General features: G+C 69.7%; 15 protein-coding genes and 3 pseudogenes. 7 read left to right on the top strand and 11 right to left on the bottom strand.

Annotation, left to right across the window (positions count from 1 at the left end):
- Positions 1-48 precede the first annotated feature (48 nt).
- Positions 49-892: pseudogene (locus O7609_RS24665) on the top strand (IS701 family transposase); the annotation flags it as partial.
- 207 nt (positions 893-1099) lie between these two features.
- On the opposite strand, the pseudogene O7609_RS00485 reads toward O7609_RS24665, so the two are convergent.
- The 9 genes and pseudogenes from O7609_RS00485 to O7609_RS00445 all read right to left on the bottom strand — a co-directional run.
- Positions 1100-1429: pseudogene (locus O7609_RS00485) on the bottom strand (transposase); the annotation flags it as partial.
- A 4-nt stretch (positions 1430-1433) separates the two neighbouring features.
- Positions 1434-2203 (bottom strand): annotated as a pseudogene (locus tag O7609_RS00480) (transposase family protein).
- Between the two features lie 85 nt (positions 2204-2288).
- The gene (locus tag O7609_RS00475; RefSeq protein WP_269742900.1) at positions 2289-3122 is read right to left on the bottom strand and encodes a hypothetical protein; all 834 of its coding nucleotides are present in this window, start codon (positions 3120-3122) and stop codon (positions 2289-2291) included.
- Positions 3123-3452: 330 nt separating this feature from the next.
- The gene (locus O7609_RS00470) at positions 3453-6362 is read right to left on the bottom strand and encodes a helicase associated domain-containing protein (RefSeq protein WP_269742897.1); all 2910 of its coding nucleotides are present in this window, start codon (positions 6360-6362) and stop codon (positions 3453-3455) included.
- Between the two features lie 136 nt (positions 6363-6498).
- A complete protein-coding gene (locus O7609_RS00465) occupies positions 6499-7518 on the bottom strand; it encodes an ATP-binding protein (protein ID WP_269742896.1) in 1020 nt (339 codons plus the stop codon).
- Positions 7512-9599 (bottom strand): Mu transposase C-terminal domain-containing protein, encoded by a 2088-nt coding sequence (locus O7609_RS00460; RefSeq protein WP_269742895.1) that lies wholly within the window; start codon positions 9597-9599, stop codon positions 7512-7514. The genes O7609_RS00465 and O7609_RS00460 overlap by 7 nt, the downstream gene beginning before the upstream one ends.
- Positions 9600-9700: 101 nt before the next feature.
- Entirely contained in the window at positions 9701-10408 is a 708-nt protein-coding gene (locus tag O7609_RS00455; RefSeq protein WP_269742894.1) for a TnsA-like heteromeric transposase endonuclease subunit, read from the bottom strand.
- 183 nt (positions 10409-10591) lie between these two features.
- Complete coding sequence (locus O7609_RS00450) at positions 10592-10840, bottom strand: helicase associated domain-containing protein (RefSeq protein WP_269742893.1); 249 nt, start codon at positions 10838-10840, stop codon at positions 10592-10594.
- Positions 10777-12804 carry a DEAD/DEAH box helicase gene (locus O7609_RS00445; RefSeq protein WP_269742892.1) on the bottom strand — a complete coding sequence of 676 codons (2028 nt, stop codon included), beginning with the start codon at positions 12802-12804 and terminating at the stop codon, positions 10777-10779. The genes O7609_RS00450 and O7609_RS00445 overlap by 64 nt, the downstream gene beginning before the upstream one ends.
- Positions 12805-13854: 1050 nt before the next feature.
- Here O7609_RS00445 and O7609_RS00440 point away from each other — a divergent pair.
- Together O7609_RS00440 and O7609_RS00435 are read left to right on the top strand one after the other, a co-directional pair.
- Positions 13855-14859: a Mu transposase C-terminal domain-containing protein gene (locus tag O7609_RS00440; RefSeq protein ID WP_269742891.1), complete on the top strand. Its 1005-nt coding sequence runs from the start codon at positions 13855-13857 to the stop codon at positions 14857-14859.
- A complete protein-coding gene (locus O7609_RS00435; protein ID WP_269742890.1) occupies positions 14856-15647 on the top strand; it encodes an ATP-binding protein in 792 nt (263 codons plus the stop codon). Before O7609_RS00440 ends, O7609_RS00435 begins: the two co-directional genes overlap by 4 nt.
- Positions 15648-17132: 1485 nt before the next feature.
- Here the strand turns inward: O7609_RS00435 and O7609_RS00430 are convergent.
- Positions 17133-17348: a hypothetical protein gene (locus tag O7609_RS00430; RefSeq protein WP_269742888.1), complete on the bottom strand. Its 216-nt coding sequence runs from the start codon at positions 17346-17348 to the stop codon at positions 17133-17135.
- Positions 17349-17895: 547 nt separating this feature from the next.
- Here O7609_RS00430 and O7609_RS00425 point away from each other — a divergent pair.
- Genes O7609_RS00425 through O7609_RS24660 form a run of 3 tightly spaced genes read left to right on the top strand, consistent with a single transcriptional unit; the run spans position 17896 to position 19144 of the window.
- Positions 17896-18354 carry a hypothetical protein gene (locus tag O7609_RS00425; RefSeq protein WP_269742899.1) on the top strand — a complete coding sequence of 153 codons (459 nt, stop codon included), beginning with the start codon at positions 17896-17898 and terminating at the stop codon, positions 18352-18354.
- On the top strand, positions 18351-18833 hold the full coding sequence (locus tag O7609_RS00420; protein WP_269742898.1) for a WD40 repeat domain-containing protein: 483 nt from the start codon (positions 18351-18353) through the stop codon (positions 18831-18833). Before O7609_RS00425 ends, O7609_RS00420 begins: the two co-directional genes overlap by 4 nt.
- Positions 18770-19144 (top strand): WD40 repeat domain-containing protein, encoded by a 375-nt coding sequence (locus O7609_RS24660; RefSeq protein WP_443071973.1) that lies wholly within the window; start codon positions 18770-18772, stop codon positions 19142-19144. The genes O7609_RS00420 and O7609_RS24660 overlap by 64 nt, the downstream gene beginning before the upstream one ends.
- 236 nt (positions 19145-19380) lie before the next feature.
- Here the strand turns inward: O7609_RS24660 and O7609_RS00415 are convergent, their stop codons facing one another.
- A complete protein-coding gene (locus O7609_RS00415) occupies positions 19381-19755 on the bottom strand; it encodes a hypothetical protein (protein WP_269742886.1) in 375 nt (124 codons plus the stop codon).
- A gap of 156 nt (positions 19756-19911) precedes the next feature.
- Here O7609_RS00415 and O7609_RS00410 point away from each other — a divergent pair, with 156 nt between their 5' ends.
- A complete protein-coding gene (locus O7609_RS00410; protein ID WP_269742885.1) occupies positions 19912-20301 on the top strand; it encodes a hypothetical protein in 390 nt (129 codons plus the stop codon).
- The last annotated feature ends 125 nt before the right edge of the window (positions 20302-20426 follow it).

The raw sequence follows: 20426 nt of genomic DNA, 5'->3' as shown, positions 1-20426 counted from the left end.
GACCACAGCGTAGACCCTGACCGCTGGCGGGAGATGTTCGACCAGGTCATGGCCCGGATCGCAGGGCGTTTCGGCCGGGTTGAGCCGAGGGCGAGTGCCCGCGCCTACCTGCTCGGACTGCTGTCGAAGACGGAGCGGAAGAACTGCTGGCAGCTGGACGAACAGGCCGGACACGTCCGCCCGGGGCCGATGCAGCGGCTGCTGCGCTATGCCCGCTGGGACGCCGACGCCGTCCGCGACGACCTGCGCGCCTACGCCGTCGAACACCTCGGCACCGACGACGCGGTGCTGATCGTGGACGAGACCGGCTTCGTGAAGAAGGGCCACGCCTCGGCGGGAGTGCAGCGCCAGTACACCGGCACCGCCGGGCCGCATCGAGAACACCCAGGTCGGCGTCTTCCTCGCCTACGCCACCAACCGGGGCCGGGCCCTGATAGACCGCCGCCTCTACCTGCCCGAGCAGTCCTGGTGCGCCAATCCCGAACGTCGCCGGGCGGCCGGCATACCCGAAGAAGCCCGGTTCGCGACCAAGCCCCGCCTGGCCTGCGAGGTGATCGCCGCCGCGCTGGACGCCGGGATACAGACCGCGTGGGTGACCGGTGACGAAGCCTACGGCCAGAACCCGCGGCTCCGCGCCACCCTGGAAGCACACGCCACCGGCTACGTCCTCGCGGTCGCCTGCTCGACGCGGGTGCGGATCAACCACGGCCGCACCCCCGTCCGCGCGGACACCGTCGCCGAACGCCTGCCCGCCACCGCCTGGCAGCGGCACAGCGCCGGACCCGGCGCGAAGGGCCCGCGCCACTACGACTGGGCCTGGATCCACATCGGCACCGACGAACACCGCCACCTGCTCATCCGCCGCAACCGCACCACCGGCGAACTCGCCTTCTCATCCTCGGCCCGCCGCCCGTGACAGCTACCAGGCTGCTGCACTGGTCCAACTGGCGCAGACAACACCAGGCGACAGTCCGACACAGCCACTACCAACGGCGATCCGCCGACGAACCTGCTGGATAGATCACGAAACCGCACTGGAGTACTAAGGGCTGTCCCGTAAATGATCTCTGACGTGCCTGGTGGCTTGCCGGTTTCTACGTCACCCGGCAAGGACGAGGTTGTGCAGGCGGGCGATGCCGAGCATGGCGTGGTGGACGCCGTCGCCTTTGAGGCGGCAGTCGCGCAGGATCTTCCAGCCCTTCATGCGGGCGAAGGCGTGCTCGACGCGGGCGCGGACCTTGCGATGGGAGGTGTTGTGTTCCTCTTTCCAGGCCGGGAGTTCGGTCAGGCCGCGTTCGCGGCGGTGTGGGATGACCAGGCCGGTGCCCCGGTAGCCACCGTCGGCGATGACCGTGGTCTTGCCGACGGCGGCTTTCGCGCCGGACAGGTCCCATGCCTTGCAGTCGTTGCGGTTGCCGGGCAGTGAGCGTTTTTCATCCTCGTTCTGAGCTGGCCTGATGCAGGGTCAGGATGGCCTGCACGAGGGTGGTGATGCGGGTGGTCGAGCACCGCAGTTTCCGCAGCAGCCGCCAGTTCTTGAGGGTGGCCATGGCCTGCTCGCCGACGGCGCGGGTCCGGGCGTGGGCGACGTTCACCGCCCGCTGCCGGCCGAGAGGAGCTCCCACCGACCGCGGAAGGGCACCCGAACCACAGGGCCGGCACCCTGATAGCCCTTGTCCGCGAAGCACGTCACGTCCGCCTCGGTGAGGGCGGCGAGGAGGCCGTGAGTGCGGGCTGCGCGGATGTCGTGCACCGCCCCGGGCAGCGCGGGCGAGGCCCACAGCAGGCGGCCGAAGGGGTCGGTGAGGACCTGGATGTTCATCCCGTGCTTCTTGTGCTTGCCGCTGTAGAAGGGCCGGTCGGCGGCGATCCGGTCGATCGGCAGCAGCGTCCCGTCGAGGATCACGTACGCCTTCGCTCGGACCGCCCGCATCACCTGCTCCAGGGTGGGCGCGAGGGCGGCCAGGACCTGTACGGCCTCGTTGATGTAGCGGTAGACCGTGGCGGTCCCGACACCGAATCCGTCGGCGAGCTGGGCGTAGGTGTCTCCGCGGCGCGGATGGGCCAGGACGAGGAGGGCCTGCCGTCCAGCCGGGAGCCGGCGCCAGCGGGTGCCCTGCTCGCGCCGCCGAGCGGCCAACTGGTCGGCGAGGAAGCGCAGGGTGGAGCTGGACAGATCGAGCCCGGATGGGTAGACAAGCACGCGGAAGCTCCTGGGCGGACAGGTGGTCTTGGTCGACAACCCGTCTACCAGGAGCTTCTCTACGTTCGGACACCGCCCCCGGCCCTCAAGCACCGTCCTCTACAGGCAGGTTGAAAACGGCTCCTTCTCTCCGTTCGTGCTGTCGGGAGAGAGAGGGGACTTGCACTTGCATGTCGGCGACCGAAGGCACGATCGCGTCCTGCACAACGCTGTGTGTAGCTGCCTCCAGGTAGCTTGCCCGTGCAGTTGCCCACCGGTGTGCAGGAGACTGTTCAGCGGGGACGCCTAGAAGCGCCGCGATGATCTGGCGATCCATCTCGCGATGGTGCGGTTCGGGGTTGCTGGTGAAGTCGAAGAGAGCACGGAACAAGCGGTCGACAGCCTTTGTTGCCTGTTCCCGCAGATCCTCGTCTGTGCGAGCTGAGGGCAGCATCGCGGCGACTTGACGCTCGGCACGTGCCAGCAGAGCACCGGTGTTGGACGGGTCCTGACGGATCGTCGCTTTGCCCAGTGCTATGTAGACAGGGTCGTCCATGCCTACACCGAGCAGTCGGGCGAGGGCATCGGTATCCCCTTCCGCCGCAGATGTGAGGACCTGCTGCACACGTTGGCCGCTCGGACCGAGTCGTCCATCCGTGAGGAACTCGAACGATGCATGCGCGGCCGAGGGGAGCACAGCCCAGCGTTTCAGCACGGTGAGCAGCGCTGACTCGCCCCACGTGTAGTCGGTGGCGCGCACCTTGACTTGGATCGCGTGGCGCAGGGTTCCATCACGTCCGAGCAGTTCGATGTCGACAGCGTCGTCGGTGCCCTCGACCCGAAGACCGCCCAGGTCGGGGTCCTCTAGGACCCCGACTGCCTGGAGCACCCCCTGCGCCTGCTGGTACGCAATACCCCGGACCGTGTCTACGCCGCTCACAGCCCTATGCTTCCACGCCCCTCTGACAAGCCGCGCAGCCGTCTCGGTGCGGCGAGGACGTACCTGAAGCCTGTCCCACCACCCTTGCGTGTGGCATCCAGCGCTTTCGTCTATGCGGATGTTGGTGACTTGACTGGCTTTGTCGGTGGCGGCGAATTGGAGTCCAGACAGTAGCCCTGCCGGTGGCCCGGCGGTCGCAACAGTTAGCCGGCCCTGCACCTGACCGCCCGCTCGCCAAGGTGGACGAAGCCCCCTCGCCCGGGGTTGTAGGGAACGCGACGCGGTCCAGCGCACCTGCGGACTATGCCGCAGCAGCTCAGTCGTGGCGGGTCACGCGGTCGGATGGATGCAGATGCGGGTCAGGAGGTGTTGTTGGTGGGGGTGGAGGAGTGGCCAGCGGTGTCGTTGACTGTCGAGCCAGCCGCGGGTGGCGGGGGTGTGGGCGTGGGTGTGTGCGCGGTGGTAGTTGCGCTGCCACAAGATGGGCCAGGGAGGGTTCCACCAGGGGTCGATCGTGGCGAGTGCTTGCTGGGTGGGGGAGGGGTGGCTGCGTTTCTTCGCGAGTTCGCGCTGTCGGTTGAGCCATTCGCCGAGGGGAAAGCCGTCATGGACGGTCTTGAGCGGTGGGCAGAGGTGGCCGTGCTCGGCAGCCCAGGCGCGGGCATGGGTGAGGGCTTCTGCGTGGGGCCGGGGGCGAGGGCTGGGCGGCCACCGTTTCGCTGTGTGCGCGGTGATGCCGATGGCGTTCAGCAGACGCTGCTGGCCGGGGTGGAGCTGGCGGAACTGCAGGCATGCCCGAGTGACCCAGCTGCCCAGGACGGTGCTCGCCGCGGGGATGCGGGCGACGGGGTCGAACGGCTCGCCCGCGGCGATGTGGTCGCGGGCGCGGTAGTAGTTGCGCTGCCAGACGGTGTCCCAGGGCGGGTTCCACCACGGGTCGATCGCAGCGAGTTCGGCCAGGTGGGGCGAGGGCTGGAGTCCGGCGCGGGCGCGTTGCTTGGCCCGGTTGCGTTGGCTGTACAGCCACGCGCCCAGGGGGTAGCTGTCGTGCCGTGTATCACGGGGAACGGCGAGGTGGCCGTGCTCGGCGTGCCAGGACCGGGCGTGAGCCAGGGCCGCGTCGAAACCTGGCCTCGTATCGGGTCTGTGCCCGCGTCGGCTGTGGGACTCGACGGGATGCTGCGGATCGGCGGAGTGTGGCCGGCCAGGGGGACGTGTGCGGTTCCCCGGGCTTCTTCCTGCCGGCCGCACGGGCTTGTCGTGCACACCCTGGCCCGCGGTCTCGGATCGTGCCGTTAGAGCAATGAGTGGGTGCGTCCGGCGCAGGGCCTGGGCTGTTTCGGCGGTGATGCCGATGTCGGCGAGGAGTTGTCGCTGCTCCTCGCTGAGTTCGTCGTAGGTGGCGCACTGGCGCCACAGCCAGTCGGCGGCGGCAGAGTCGTCGAGGTCCCTGAAGCCGTTCTCGGCCTGGAGGAGGCGGCCCGCTGCGGCATCGCGGGCGCGGCAGTAGTTGCGTTGCCAGCGCAGGTTCCAGGGCGGGCACCACCAAGGGTCGATGACATGGAGAGCCTGTTGCCGTTCGGGGGACAGGACTTTGCGTTGTTGCCGGCTTCGTTGGCCGGCGAGCCACCGGCCCAGCGGGTATCCGTGGTGCACGGTGGTCACGCTGACCGGGGCGAGGTGTCCGTGTTCGGCGGCGTAGGAGCGTGCGTGGGCGAGGGCTTCTTCGGCGGCGGCCTTGAGGTTGCGTCGTCTGGGCCGGGCTTCGGCCGCCGCGGCAGCGTCGATACCGATCTGGGTGAGCAGGCGTTGTTGTTCGGGGTGCAGGAACGGGTGGCGGGTGCACTGCAGGTACAGCCATTCGCCCAGGCTGTAGCTGGTGGTGGGAAAGCCGCTGGCGGGCTCGAGCCCGCCAGCGGCCCCGGCGTGATCGCGGGCTTGGTGCCAGGTGCGCTGCCAGAGGGTGCTCCACGGTGCGTTCCACCAGGGGTAGATGCTGCTCAGGGCGGTGACTTGGTGGGTGGGCATTTTGGTGTGGCGGTTGCGCAGGTTGGACAGCCACGTGCCCAGCGGGTAATCCCCCCAAGCGTCTTCCTTGGGGACCGCCAGGTGCCCGTGCTGTTGGTGGTAGAGGCGGGCGTGTGCGAGGCCATTGTCGAAGGCGCGCTCGGCATGGAGGCTGTGGCCGCGTAGCCGTTTGAGGGGCTCTGGTGCTGGCAGCCCACCCTTGTCGCGGTCACCTCGCGCATCGAGGAGGTCGCTGAGGGGGCGGGGCCGGTGCGACGAGTGGACCTGCCACAGCGAGTGCTGTGCCGTGGATCTCGGGGCGAGGCGTGTACGGACGCAGGTGTGGGCCCAGACGAACAATGGCCCGCGGGTGACGGTGGCGAGGTGGCGGGCGACCCAGGGCCGCTGGAGCTGGCGAGCGAGCTCGTCCAGCAGCGCGGGCATCTCACCGAGACGGTAGGGGAGATGCCCGCGCGCCTCTGCGATGGTCTGTTGCTGCCAGTGGGGGCTGGCCAGGACCCGCGCGATTGCGATGGTTTCGGGATAGGTGATCAGGTCGCGCGCCGCCACTTTCCACCGGTCTGCGTCAGCACCGTCGGCACGAGTGGCCTCAAGACGGACCGGCCACAGCTCTTCCTCGCTCGACCAGGGCTGCCCCCACCAGAAGCCGGTCACGGCGCGTGCGACCTCGAAGGCCTGCGCCCCGGTCGGGGAGCGGCGCAGCAGCCGGACATGCCGCTGCTGGGCCTCGATCACCTCCGGGCACCGGCCAAGGGGCACGGGCAGGCCGCTGGTGCCGGGAACGTACAAGAGCCAGTACTGGTGGCGCGCACACACGCGCTCCTCTGGCGCCAGATACCGGCGTGCGGGCGTGCGGCGCCCGGTGCGGGCGGCAGCGCAGGCAGGACAGGCCGGTCCCCACGCGGCGACGGCCTCCTCACCACGCGTCAGCCGCCCGACCGGGCCGTCCCCGTACTTGCCGCACGGCTCTTCCCGTGTCCATGCGGGCAGGGCGCGCTCGAGCACGTGCGGCGCAACACGGCACAGCGTGGCAACGCGGTTGCGGGCCTGGGCGTTGAGGTGGATCTCGCTGTCCGGGTGCAGCATGCCGGTGAGGTTTTGCAGGCCGCCGACGTCGGTGACGGCGGCGAGGAGATCGCGGATGGTGAGGTGGTAGCGGGCGGCGAGTCTGTTCAAGAACGACAGCGTCAGCTCTCCCTGCAGCGGAGCCACTCGTCCTGCTGCGCCGCAGCCGATGGTGGGCACGACCGCGCCTGACACTGCGGGCCTGCGTCCCCCAAGCCCGCTCCCCGGCGCGCGGCCGTGCGCGGTCATGCTGCGTTGGTGTGCCACGCCGGATGCGATGCTCCTACTCCCGTCGTGCGGGCCGGGCCGGCCGGGCCTGGGTTTCGGCGGCTGCGTCGAGCTCCACCTCGCTCAGCAGCTGCTTGGTGATGCGTTCGGTGCCTTCGGTGATGGCGACCAGGGCGGCTTCGCGGAGGAGGTGAGAGAGGCTGCCGATCCGCCCTGCTGTGCGGGTGTGGAGGTAGGCGGCGTGCTTGACAAGTGTTCCGGGACGGTGTGCACGCAGCCTCAGCAGGTCCTCCACGGCCCGCACGAGGTCGTCCCAGACCGCCCGGTCCTGCTCGGTGGCATACGCCAGCGGTCGGTGGCGGAAGATCTTGAAGCGGCCGGCGATCTGCGCGCCGCGCACTCCGCTGAGAAGTGAGGAGGCCTCGACGTCGATCGCGGAGTACACGAAGGTGGCCGGGATGCGTTCGCCGAGGTACTTGAGCTGGTCGGAGGTTTCGGCACCGGCGCGCCGCTGGGTGTCCAGGAGGTGGACGTCGTCGATGAGGACCAGTTGGGTGCCCAGTTCGCACAGCAGGTCGCACACGGCACCGGTGATCTGGGTCTGATTGAGGCGGTCGGTGACGGGCATGCCGAGGAACCGGGCGAACTCGCTGACAAGCATCTTCGGGGTGGCGGCCGGCGGCACGCTGATGAACAGCACCGGTCTTCTGCCGTCCTGGCCGGGGTGCTGGCGGGCCTCGGCCAGATGGAAGGAACGCCCGAGCGCCATCATCGTGGTGGTCTTCCCGGTCGTAGCCGGACCGGAGATGATCAAACCGCGCCGGGCGCCGGCCTGCTGGCGGCGGTTGACCAGCAACAGTCGGCGTACGGCAGTGAACACGCTGTCCATGGCAGGGGTGCGCATCACGGCGAGTTCGGAGTGGTAGTCCTCGCGCTCCTCCTGGGACCAGGCGGGGTCGGCGGCGTCGCGCGCGGGCGCCGGGGCTCGGTGGACGAAGGCATCCCATCCCTCCCATACGGTCGGAGGGGCCAGCGGGGCGAACCCGACGGCCTTGTGGGAGAGCGGGCTCACCATCGTAGAGATTCCTCGACGGGGTCGTAGACCGTGACCTGGGGACGCCTCGGTGCAGGCACGCCGGCTTCCTGCCCCGCGCCGGTTGGGGCGCCGCTCAGCGGTGTGTGTTCAGTCGGCCAGACACTCAGAGCGCCGTCGTTGGTCAAGGGCTCCTCGTCGTCCTCGTTGTCGTCAAAGAGGTCCTCCCCGGGCTCATCGGCTTCCGCCTCCGACTGCTCGTACAAGGTCGCCCACACCGCACCATCGGTCGCGGCGGTGCGGGCCCGGGCGACGACGACCCTCTCCCGGCGGGTGCCATGTCCGGCGGCGACCCGTTCCAGCAGCTCGCGCAGGGCGAGAGCCAGGTCGTGTTCGTGCTGGACGCGGTCTGCGCGGCGGGCGACGGTGCGCTTGATGTGCTGCCAGGTGAAGTCGGTGAATGGGGCGCTGACCAGGGTGTGGTGGATCCACGGCACCGCCTCCCACCCATATCCGCGCGGCTGGTCGGGCTTCGGCAGGCGTACCCAGACCTGCACGGGATCGTGCGGGTCGTAGTGGATCTCCCACAGTCCATCCGCTGCCGGCGAGCCCTGGCCACGGTAGGGATTGAGAACCTTGTGGTCATAGGTGCGATAGTCGATGCGGATGCCGTAGTCGTTGATCTTCTGTCGCTTCAGGGGCATCAGCTCGATGTAGTCCTCGTGGCCAAGCGGAACCGGGACGTAGCCGCACACTGCGATCAGCGCCGCCCACATCTCATTCGGCGACAGCGCACAGCGAGGCATTATCGGGTGCCGCAGTCCATCGTGCTCACGTTCCTGCCACCCGCAGATGATCCACTCCTGGAACATCTCGGCCAGCTGGGAAAGCGTCCACACCGCCTCCCCCTCGGCGTCCTTTCCGCGCTCGCCGGTGTGCGAGCCCGTGTAGGCGGCCACATGCTGCACGAACAGCGTCTTGATCGAGGAGAAGGTGCGCTCTACGTGCCCCTTGGCCGGCCCATTGCCCGGCGGCGCGGGCTGCACCGAAACGCCCAGCGACTCGCACGCGGCGATGAACGAGGACGAGATGAACACATTGCCCTGGTCGACCACGATCGTCTGCGGCGTGATCACCGGCCGCGCCGCGGCACCTTCCAACCTGGCGTCGACACTCAGCAGCCGCTCATAGGGGACCACCGAGTGTTCCATCGCCAGCGCCTCGGGCCAACCGGGCCGCATCGGCGCCGGCACCATCATCTGCGCCAGCAACTGCGCCGCATCCACACTGCGGGTCCCCTTCGCACGCAGCACCGCTGCACAGATACTGCGGGTGGCCACATCCAGCGCGATCGTGAGTTCCGGGCGCTCTACCACCCCGTCATCCAGCACCACGAAGCAATCCAGCACGGTGCTGTCCATCATCACCAGCTCACCCGGCGCCATCACCGTCGTCGGCACGAACGGAGGAGCCGGCCGCGCCGACCGCCACCGGCGCTGCCGCGCGCTGCCCAGCAGGCCCTGCCCATCAGCCAGAGCGTGCACCAGCCGGTTGAACGCTGCCCTCGACGGCAGCTTCACCACCCCGCTCCCGTACCGCTCGGCCAACAGCCGCTCGGTGTACATCCGAAGCCGCCCCAGCGTCCCATCGGAGCGTTCCCGACCGACCTCCAGCACCTCCTGTACAGCAGCCACCACCCGCTCGTCAGCACGCCCATGGACGGACCGCACCCGGGTGGCCCGGCGATCCACCAGCCCCCAAACCCCCTGCTGGCGGTAACGGCTCCGCATCCGCCGGACCGTGACCGCGCTGGTCGGCATCCCCGCATCCGACAACTCGACCGCCTTTGCCTCCTCCCGCTGCGCCAAGGTCCGCACAGGGTCGTACTCCGCCCGCGGAGCACCCGCTGCGCCGCCTCCATCCGGCCACCCCGTCTCCACCTCCCGCACGTGCCGCTCGCACGCCAGCGCCCGCTCCCGTACTGCGTCAGGCAACGACTCCATCAGCCCCAGCGGCGGCACCCTGGACATGCTTGGCGCATCCAGAACCTCGAACTCCGCATCGGCGAACAGCCGCGACAGCAACAGCGCCGCTACATCACCGCTCTCGGAGACCAACTGCACCTGACCGGAAGCAAGGGCAGCCTCCGTCCAGATACGGCCACCGAACCGGACCCGCGCCCCTAGCTCCACGACCGGCCCGCTCAGCCCCCCGCTGCCCGCCCTCACCGCTCCACCTGCGTCCACACCAGCATCCGCTCATGCATTGCCGCGGCCAGATCCGCCGCGAGCTGTCCCGCCCACAAGGCATGGAACAGCGCGGGAAGCACCAGCAGCGGGTCCCCGATTGCGCGTACGCCATCCCACAGGGGCGCCGGATGGGCGAACGTGTCCTCGAGCGCGGCGGCCAGACGCTGTCCACCGTGGTATCGCGGGTGCCGGTATCGGGCCAGCCAGGTCACATTGCGCCGGTAAACCGGATTCACCGGCCCCAACACCCAGTAACGCCAGCCCACTGCCCCACAGATCTCCCCCACCACCGCCGCGAGGGAGCGCTGGCGCTGCGAAAGTTCCTGGCTGGCCCTGCAGTCGGCCAGCACACCCTCGCCATCAGCCAGGCGAAGCATGAGCTGAGGAGCATGCATGCGCGTCTCACCACGCTCGCGCCACCGCAACTCCAGCGGACGGGCAGCCAGGCCACTAACGCGCGGGTCACGGTCGAGCAGCATCACATGCAGCCGCATTGCTGCGGACCCGTAGTGCACCAGCCGCCCGGTGGTGGCCGACCACCACCACCCCGGCGCCAGCCGCTTGCCTCTACGGATCGGGAACGGCCTCAACGGGGGACAGCGCTCGAAGTCCACCTCAGCGGCGGCCGTCGACCACCTCGAACACACCGTCGTCCTGTCCGCAGCCTGGAACAGCACATCCATCGACTCGACATCGGAACGCCCCAGCCTCGCTTCCTTCCACCCCACATCGTGCACGCAGAGCTAAACGGCCTATCCGCCCATCCGGTAATGGGCGCAACGTGCCCCGGTAGCAAACCTTCGGGACACAGGCTTCAGCCTGGACCGGCGAGCGCAGCCCATTGCGGCTGGGCCGGGGACGGGGACTCATCGCGCCCATGCGAACCCGAGGTCTGCGAGGGCTTGACGTCGGGCGGAGGCGAGCTGGGCGCGGCGTGCCTTCTGGTTACTGGTCCACACCCCCAACCGGACGGCCACGGGGGTCCGGTCTTCTGACTCCGTGCCGTCCTCGTTGGCGGGGTGGAGGACTTCTTCGTGCTTCCTCGGCACCTTCAGGTGGCCTTCTCGGGCGAGGTATTGGCGTGCGGCGGCCAGGCCGCGTTCGAAGTTGTCCATGTCTTTTCCAGGCCGGGTACCGGCGCCGGCGCCTCCCCATGCGCTGCGCCGTCAGCGGCTCCGGCTGTCGGCGTGGGGGCGGCGGGGATGCCGAGCCGTTCCAGCAGCTCCCGTTGTCCGGCCACCAGATGCGCCCAGCCAGCCGGTGAAGTCTGCCGCTGCAACCAGGTGCCGACGTCGATCCCGTTCACCCGCACCCCCGGCGGCACGTTCGGGGTGCCGTCTTCGCCGTGGAGGAGGTAGGCGAGGGCGGCGTAGCGGCGTTGCCAGGAGACCGTCCATTCCGGTTTCCAGTGCTCGTCGATTTCCCGCAGCGCTCTGTCCCGCTCATCCGTCACCGCCATGACGCCCTTACGGAGATTCTCCAGCCATTGCCCGACGGCGAATCCGTCCATTACTGCGTCGCGTGGTGCGCACAGCGTGCCGTATTCCTCGAAATAGGCACGGGCTGCGAGGAGCCCGTGCTGGAATCGTGCGTCGGCGACGTCCCAGACCATGCCGAGTTCGTCCAGCAACTCCCACCGGTGCGGACGCAGCACCCCATCAGAGAAGGCACGCCGCTGCTCGCTGACCCACTGCCCGACCGGATACGCCCTGCGCCCACCTCTGCCCGCGGTGTCGCCGGCGTCCACGTGGATGACGGCGCCGGTCGGCACGTGGGCGTCGCCGTGCCGGTCCACCCATTCCCGCAGGGCTTCGTAGCCGGTCAGCCAGATCTCACTGTCGGGCTGGATGACGCGGGTGCGCAGCCAGCGGGCGATGACGGCCGGGTCCCGCGGCTGGGAGAACCGCAGCAAGGGCACCTCCGCACCCTCGCCGGCCGCCGCGCCCCGCCCCTCGTCCTGCTGCTCCTCGTCCCGCTCGCCGTCGCCCGGCTGCTCCGGGCCGTCCTCGCCCTGGCCGACTTCGCCCCGCTGCGCCTGGCCGTCGTCCGGCTGCTCCTGGTCGTGGTCGTCGGTCCCGCCCGCGTGGTGGCTGGCCTTGGTGGGTTTCGGGGCGTGCGGGTCGAGTTCGAGGACGTTGGTGGGTTGGCCGGATGCGGTGCGGGTGGCGAGCATGAGTCGTTGGGCGATGCGGGCATCATGAGAACGCAGGCCCTGCAGGATTTGGGCCAGGGGGCGGTACGCCCCGGAGGTCATCATCGCCTCGGGCCGCTCGCCGGGCGCGAGGTAGATGGGGACGATGATGCGGGCGACTTTGCCTTCGCCGGGTTCCTGTCTCAGTGCGCGGCCGAGGATTTGCACGATCTGGACGGGGGAGGAGCGTGGGTCGGCGAGGACGACGCCGTCGACGCCGGCGCGGCCGCGGATGTCGACGCCTTCGGCGAGGACTTGGCAGGAGGCGAGGATCTGTGCGTCGGCGACCCATCCGTCGTCGGTGATGCCGTCGGCGAACCGCCCGAGCACTTCTCGCCGGTAGGTGGCGGGATGTTCTCCGGACAGCCACTCCGACCCCACTCGGGCTGGGTAGGAGGCTGGGTCGCCGGCGTGGAGTTCGGCGGCTGTGCCGGGCAGGGAGCGGGCCATGGCCATGGCGGCCAGTGTTGTGGAGTGGAAGGTGAGCAGGGACCGGCCGCCGACGTCGTCCAGGTGGGTCAGCAGTGCGGCCTGCAGCGCGGCCAGGCGCCGCCCCTGCACTTCCTCAGCGTCTGCCTCCGGGCCGGGTGCCTGGGGGTCGGTGATCTCCAGGACGTCGATCTCCCACCGCGCCAGCAACCCCCTCTCGACACTTTCCATCAACTCCAGCTCGAACAGCATCGGCCCGTACAGCGCCTCGTTGTCCATCGAGGCCACCAGACGGCCCTCCCCGCCGGACGCCGGCGGCGCCTCCCACAGCCGCGGCGTCGCCGTCATGAACAGCCGGCGTGCCGTCGGCACCCGCTGCTGATCCAGCGCCGCCGCCCACGACTTCCCCAGATCACCCGACGTACGGTGCGCCTCATCCACCACCAGCAGGTCAAACACCGGCAGAAAAGGACCCGTGAAGCCTTCACCGGACACAGCCCGCTCCAGCACCCCACGCCGCGCCCTGTTAGGCGCCAGTTGTTTGTCAGTGGTCGGGTGTCACTTGGTTTCAGTGGTCGGGTGGGTGGTTTGTGCTGGTCGGGGTGGTGGGGTGGTGTCGCGGGTGTGCTGAAGGTTGGTGTCGTTTCTCGCTGAAGTTTGTGTGTCGTGTTGGAAAGCATGTGGGTGGCAGGCGGTGTGAGGGGATTTCAGTAGTCATGCCGTGCTGAAACGTTGTGCTGCCGGTTTGCACTGTTTCGTGTGCTGTCGGCTGGTGTGCGGGTTGGTGTCGTGCGGGGGTGGACAGGGTGGGCTCGTCAGTGGTGACCCCCGGGGTTCATAGGGGGGTGTCGTCTGAAGGAGTGGGTGGTGGGTGGTCAGGACCACTGTGCTGAAGCTATGTCGGTTCTGGTGTCGCGGTCGGGGGCTGTGGCGCGGTTGATGGCGCTGGATGGCCGGGGTGAGTTGACGTCTGCTCATGTACGGCTGGTGGCTGGCGCCGTGGGGGTGTCTGAGCGGACCGTGTGGAACTGGGTGGCCGTGGCGCGGCGGGAGGGTCGTTTGACAGCCCGGGTGCGGGCGTCGGTGATGGTGACCCCGAGGACCAGGGCGTTGTTGGCACTGTGGGGTGGCAATGTGGCCGCGGTGCACCGGCAGCTTGTGGCTGAGGCGGAGGGTGATCCGGGCGCGGTCGTGCCGTCTTTGCGTGCGCTGCAGCGGGCGGTGGCACGGGAGTTGTCGGCGGGGGAGCGGGCTGGGCTGCGGGGAGGGGAGCGGGAGCGGCGGCGGTATGACGTGTTCGGGCGCCGGCCGCGGCAGTGGCGGAACGCCTGCTGGGAGGGAGACCACAAGCGCGCCCCGGTGCGGGTGGATGTCGAGGGTGGTGCGCAGTGCCCGTGGATCACGTGGTTCATCGACTGTGCGACGAGAGCGGTCACGGGGGTTGCGGTCACGCCCCACCAGCCGTCTCGGGATGCGGTCCTGGCCGCGTTGCGTGTTGGGATCAGCCGCGTGGAGCCTTTCCCTTTCGGCGGCCTGCCGTCGCTGGTACGGGTTGACCGCGGTAAGGAATTCCTGTGCAAGACGGTCACCCAGGCTCTGGGGAACTTCGCTGTTCCGGTGTATGACCTGCCGCCCTACAGCCCTCATCTGAAAGGCACGATCGAGCAGCTGAACGACGCGGTGGAGGAGATGCTGCTGGTCTCCCTTCCCGGCTACACCCGCCGCGCACGCCCGGCCGGCTCCCGCAAGGGTGAGGGCTCGACGCCGCTGCTGTCCTTCGCCGCGTTCGTCGAGGTGCTGCTGGACTGGGTGCGCTGGTGGAATACCCAGCATCACCCTGCGGGACTGGGAGGCGAGATCACTCCGCAGCAGGCGTGGGAGGCCGACCCCACCCCGATCGAGGACGTGCCGGCCCAGCACCTGGCGTACTTCGCGCTCGAGGACGACGGTAGGACGCGAAAGATCTCAACCAGTGGCGTCACCTGGCGCCGCCGCGCCTACATCGCGCCGTGGATGGTCGGCCACGTCGGCACCAGGGTGAGGGTGCGGCACCTTCCCCACGACGACGTACAGATCGAGGTGTTCGACGCGGCCGACCCCGGCCGCCATCTGGGCACCGCGTATCTGGCCGACCAGGCCACCGAGGAACAGCGCAAGGCGCTGACTGCCGCCCGGGACGCTGCAGCCAGAGCACGCCGCGCGGACCTCAAAGCCGCCGAACGGCTGCGACGTACCCGCTACAGCGCCGCCACCACCCCCGCCGCCCCTCGGCGCAACGCCGCGCTGACCGCCCAAGAGGCTGCATCCGAGCTGGATGACGCGCGGGCCCATGACCTGGCTGCCCGGGCGCTGCCGGATCTGGTGCCGCCCCGCGAGCCGCCCCCGACCTGGGCCCGCCCCCGCCGCCCGACCACTGCCGACACCACCCCATACGAGGCCGCCGGGCCCGAGGCACAGCACCGGCATGCGACGGGAGCTGGCGACCCGGCCGCCCGAGAGAGCGAGGACGGATGACTTCTGCCGCGGGCCGTACCGGCCGCCTGCCCAGGGAGCGCGAGGACCACTACATGCGCCTGTCCGGCGCCCAGGTCGTCGGCACCAAAGCCCTGCTACGCGTGCGTGAGGACATCCGGGCCGCGATCGAGGCCAAAGCGATGATCTGCGTCTACGGCCGTACCGGGCACGGCAAGTCCTTCGCCGTCAACGCGTCCCTGCGCGAGCTGGCACCCACCCGCACCCACCGCATCCAGTTCCGTGCCCGCCCCAGCACCCGCGACCTGCGCCACGAGCTCTTCCACGCCCTGGGCCTCCACGGCCGCCCGCCCGCCCACGCGATCGAGTTCGACCGCATGCTGCGCGCGGCGCTGACCGAACCACGGGTGCTGGTGTGCGACGAGGCCCAGTGGCTGTCCAAACTCTGCTTCGAGTACCTGCGCTACCTGTGGGACGACACCGACACCGACACCGACCTGACGATCATCTTCACCGGCGGCAACGGCTGCTTCGAGATGCTGCAAAGCGAGCCGATGCTCGAATCCCGGGTCTACTCCTGGCAGGAGATCAACCCCATGCCCATGGAGGAAGTCCTCACCGTCATCCCCGCCTTCCACCCCGTCTGGGCGGACACCGACCCCGAACTGATCGCCACCTGCGACCGCGAAGCGGCCCACGGCAACTTCCGCGCCTGGGCCAAGATCACCCACCACCTCACCGTCGGCATGAAAGAAACCGGCCGCACCACCGTCGGCGACGACCTGCTGCGCTGGACCTACAGCAAGCTCTCCACCCGCACCCGCGCCTGATGCTGACCTGCCCCCATCCGCCCGCGGTCACCGTGGTGACCGACCCCGGCGACGACGCATCCCACACCCGCGCCGCCCTGCTGGCCCACAACCCCGACGCCGGACAGATCACCATCCACCCCACCCCCGCCACCGACTCCGCCCTCGCCGCGGCCTACGACATCCTCGCCGCCCTCGACAAACCCGTCCCCCTCCCCGGACGCCACCACCACGACACCACCACCCCCTGGGCCATCGCCACCGCCTGGCTCCTGGCCCACCAGATCACCCACCTGATCTGGCTGCGCGCCCACCTCCTCGGCCCACGCGGCTGGCAAACACCTCCTCCAGCTGCGCCGGCGCACCGGTATCCGCCTGAGCCTGGTCTGCCACCGCGCCACCCCCACCCCATCCCTTCACCAAGCGCTGGCCGGCGTTCCCCACCGCTTCGCCGAAGCCCAGGCCGTCCTGCCTCTCACCCCCGGCACCCCGGACCCCTCACCGCCACCCCCACCCCCACGGCGCCCGCTGTCCGGCCGCTGGCTCAATCTGCCCAACCTCCTGCCCCTGATGACCGACAGCCCCGCCACGCACCCCCGCCTGCCCGCCCCCGTGCCGGAGGCCACCGCCGGGGAAGTCGCCCACCGCCTCGACACCGCCACGGCCTACCCCCACCTCGCCGCCCAGCTGGCCACCGCCGTCTTCACCGCCGCCCGGCTCGGCCAGCTCGACGCCACCCGCAGTCGTGGCCTCTCCCGCGACGCCGCGACCCTCACGCTCCCCCACCCCCGAGTACCCCGGCTCACCAGGACACCCCCACCCCGTCCCCGCCTGGGCCGCCCCCCTCCTCCAAGCCGCCACCTACCTGCGGACCCTGCTGGAAGACACCGCAGCGCCCCTGTTCAGCCACCACCACCCAAGCCGTCGGCTACACCAACCTCACCGACTTCGCCGAAACCTGCCGACTACGCCCACCTCAACCGTCCCCCACCACCCCCGCATCCCCTCCGCCCGCCGCATGCCTCAGAAGCAGCACGCCGCGGAAATTCACTGGCCCCTCACCAGCGCCGACTTCCCGCCTCCCTGGACCACCCGGGGGCGGCGCACGATGGCGGCATACAGGCGGGCGACGGAGCCGCCCGCGACGAGGTGACCCGCCGCGCCGGCTCCTCCGTGCAAGCCGATATCGTCGCCTGGCTCTCCCGAGCGCCGGCCTCCCGCCGTGGCCACGCCGCGCATCCTGCCTGCCGCCCGCCGGGGCCGCCGGTCCCCTGCCGCAGCACGTCCCCGCTCACGCCGCGCTGCCGCCCGCGTTCACCTGCCTCGCCGCCACGGCGCCTGAGGCCACAGCCCGACCTCGCGGCATCCCCCCGCCGCGTCACTGAGCCGCCCCAGCCCCCGCGGGTAGCCTGGCATGATCTGCGGCCAGGAGCCGCTCCTGCACGGCGGTTGGCCTCGGCCCGTCGGGTCCGGTGCGCCAAGCCGGGGAAACGGTGGGCGTACTGGTCACTCCTCCTGCTTCGCTTTGCGGTCTTGCAGAGATTGGAGCCGTTCCCGGTGCCGTCGGCGGTCTTGCCACCAGATCAGGCGGTCGCGGGAATGCTGCGGGATGACCGTCCTGAGTGCGGTCAGGGCCAGGGTGGCTATGCCCAAGAGCGCAACGATAGGCCAGGGCATGCCCGCGTCGGCCACGGAAAGCAATGCAGTGTCAGCGCTGCTCATGGCCGCTCATCACACGGCTGTCCGGCCGCTGGCTCCCGTTCAGGCATCCGCTGTGAGCGACAGGGAACCTTCCTTCTCCCCGCCTGGAGCGGTGCTGGGTCCCAAAGCGCTCCGGCGCCGCTCCGTGGGTGCCGACGCGAGCGTTGTGCTGTCCATGCGGAAGCCCTCCGTGAGGTTCATGTGTGACTGGCCTACCGCTGGACGCCTTGTCAGGAATGAAAGCCCTGCGGGGGCCTGCTTCTCGACGCGTCTCCCGGCCTGGCGGTAAGCCGTGGGCCTCACGGTAGGAACAGCGCCGCTCAGGTGCCGTATCGAGACAAGAACGCCGTACCCGCCCGCACGACAATGTTCCTGCAGGGCTCTGCGCTGCTATGCAAGAGACCTCGAAATTCTGCGACGTACTGCAAGAACATGGCTCTAGCCTGGGATCTCTCAGGGGAGAGGGGGCCGATGATGAAGCCGAGTCAGGGCATCAGGGGTGTGGCGGGGGCACTCATTTGAGGAGCAGTTGCGCGAGGCCGCTGCAGAACTGCGCACCCTGCAGGCAGTGCACGGTTCACCGACGCTGGACCAAATAGCTTCCCGCGCTCCGCGCGACCGGAGCCTGTCGCCCTCCGGTGTCAGCTCAGCCCTGCGGGGCCTCTCCCTGCCCGGATACGACTACTTCATGGCCCTGGTGCGGATCCTGATCACCTACGACACTGGAAAGATCGCGCCCCGTGAGCACCCTGGCCTGGACACCTGGCGGCAGTGCTGGCAGCAACTTCGCCGGGCACAGCAGGACCAGAAGATCACCAGACGCGCCGCACCCGGCCCCGGGCCGGAGGAAGGCAGCGCCCTGGCCGCGCAGGTACTCCAGACCGCGGTACGCCGCGGCGAGGGCATCCCGATGCACCCGATGGCGAAGGACACCCAGGGGGTACGGGGCCGCCGCGTTCTCACCCGACGGAACCCAGCTGGCCACTGCGCACGGCCCGAGGACAGTACAACTGTGGGACACCCGTGACCCAGCAGCGGCAGGGCCCACCCTTGTTTGGGCACATCGACTTCGTCCGCGCGGTGGCTTTCTCCCCGGACGGTCGGCTGCTGGCCACCGTCAGCGAGGACGGCACCGCACGCCTGTGGGACCTCACGACCCGCAACCTGGTTTGCGAGCCGCTCGACGGCCATGGCAATGACCCCCGCACACCCTGGCAGGTGGCCTTCTCCTCAGACGGGCGCCTGCTGGTCACGGTCAGCAAGACCTTCCGGCTGTGGGACATCACCGATCCCGCCGCACCGCGCAGGGTCGGCAAGCCCCTGGGCGCGAACCTCAGCGCCCGCCCGGTGATCTCTTCGGCCGGACTGCTGCTCACCGGTCACAACGACCGGGGCCGCTCAACTGTGGGACCCTGCGGCTCCTGGGAAGATCGGCGAGCCCGATGCGGGGCCATGAAGGAGCCGTCTGCGCGGTCGCCTTCACCCCCGACGGCCGCGAGCTGGTGACCGCTGGCACGGACCTTCAGCTGTGGGACGCCGCCAGCCAGGAGATGATCCACGAGCCGCTCAGCTGCGACGGGCAGCAGGTGCGCAGCGTTACCTTCTCCTCGGACGGGACACGTTCTAGTAGCCGTCCACGGGCACGTCGCCACGTCGAAAGACCGATCGGGACCGCAGTTGCGTCATCCGCCTGTGGGACACCGCCACCTGGAGCCCGATCGCTGTACTTCCCGGCGAGCATCAGGGCTCCATCACCGCCGCCGCTCTGGCACCCGACAGCCGCCTCTACGCGACAGGCGGCACAGACGGAGTGCTGAGACTCCGCGTCGTCCCCCACAAAACGGATCCAGCACCACCAGTGAAGCGAGACGAGCCTGGCTACTCGCCAGGCTCCACGGCAATGGGTCGGTTCGGACACCGCTCCGCAGCCCGGGACAGCGCGTCCGGCCTCCACCGGGTCCACTGTCAGCTCCCAGCGGGTTCATCGCCGAGGTCGTTGGCGCACCGCTCCCGCCGCTCCGCCGTCCAGGCGTAGGCCCCGAAATCGAACGCCTCAGCGAGGTGCACCAAGATCGATGTCCAGTCCCCGGGACCCGTCCACATAGCGGTCGTCAAAGTAGGAGTACCAGCGGCTCCCGGTCAGTCGGCACCGATCCCCCTGCTCCGGCGCGACCACCGCCTGCTCCAGCAGCACCTCCGCCCTGGTCGAGCACGAGTCGCCGTCCTCATCGATCCAGTGCCGGAACAGGCCCCGGTCATACCCCTCGCGCTGCTCGGCCGCGACCGGCAACGCAGCGACGGCCTCCCGCAGCGGAACACCCCCGGCTGCTGCGCCAGGCTGTCCGGCCGGGTGCGTGGTCGCGGAGACCGGAGCGGCCAAGGGCAGCGTCAGAACCGCCGCAGCGGTCGCGGCCCGCTTCATCGTCATCGTGATCACAGTCGAGCACTGACCGCCCGCCGGTCATCTATGCCTGCGTGCCGCATGGTCCACCTAACCGGCGGGAGGATGCATGGCGGAGAGCGCCGGGTCGCGGACGCGCGAGGCTGTCGGAGCGCTGACGTAGCGTGGGGCTAGGAGGGTGCCATGGCGCTGGACTACGACAGCCGCCGCGCGGCGCGTGACGCGGCCACACAGAAGACGCTCGTCGAGGCGGTGCGCAGAGCGAGTGCGGCGGACGAGAAGCATTGGCTGGAGTGGAAGTCGACCTTGGACTTCCAGCCGAAGAACAAGGCCGACAAGCACGGCCGGGCGCACGTGGCGCGCGCCATCATCGGGTTCGCGAACCGGATGCCCGACGACGCCGAGCAAGACGCCGAGGGGTACGGGCACCTGGTCGTCGGGGCAGACCCGGACGGCTACCACGGAGTCATTGAGCATGATCGGGTCGAGCTCCACAAGTGGATCACCGACTTCGTGGGCGACAGGATCCGCTGGGACTGCACCTACGTGCACATAACCGACGAGGCCGGATAGAGCATCCCTATCCTTGTCGTCACCGTCGATCCGCCTCAGTGGGGAGACCCACTCCACTGCATGCGCAAGGAAGCCTTCTTCGGGAAAGCCAAGCCCCCTCTCGGCGATCAGCCACCACGGGAGAC

The sequence above is a fragment of the Streptomyces sp. WMMC1477 genome, assembly GCF_027460245.1.
In the GTDB taxonomy this organism is placed as follows: domain Bacteria; phylum Actinomycetota; class Actinomycetes; order Streptomycetales; family Streptomycetaceae; genus Streptomyces.
This window is presented reverse-complemented; position numbering and strand designations above follow the sequence as displayed.

Excerpts from the sequence above, each read along its gene's own strand:
- O7609_RS00465 (WP_269742896.1), bottom strand. The coding sequence starts at position 7,518 with ATGGTGAGCCCGCTCTCCCACAAGGCCGTCGGGTTCGCCCCGCTGGCC.
- O7609_RS00455 (WP_269742894.1), bottom strand. The coding sequence starts at position 10,408 with ATGGATGTGCTGTTCCAGGCTGCGGACAGGACGACGGTGTGTTCGAGG.
- O7609_RS00450 (WP_269742893.1), bottom strand. The coding sequence starts at position 10,840 with ATGGACAACTTCGAACGCGGCCTGGCCGCCGCACGCCAATACCTCGCC.
- O7609_RS00435 (WP_269742890.1), top strand. The coding sequence starts at position 14,856 with ATGACTTCTGCCGCGGGCCGTACCGGCCGCCTGCCCAGGGAGCGCGAG.
- O7609_RS00430 (WP_269742888.1), bottom strand. The coding sequence starts at position 17,348 with ATGAGCAGCGCTGACACTGCATTGCTTTCCGTGGCCGACGCGGGCATG.
- O7609_RS24660 (WP_443071973.1), top strand. The coding sequence starts at position 18,770 with ATGCGGGGCCATGAAGGAGCCGTCTGCGCGGTCGCCTTCACCCCCGAC.
- O7609_RS00415 (WP_269742886.1), bottom strand. The coding sequence starts at position 19,755 with ATGACGATGAAGCGGGCCGCGACCGCTGCGGCGGTTCTGACGCTGCCC.
- O7609_RS00410 (WP_269742885.1), top strand. The coding sequence starts at position 19,912 with ATGGCGCTGGACTACGACAGCCGCCGCGCGGCGCGTGACGCGGCCACA.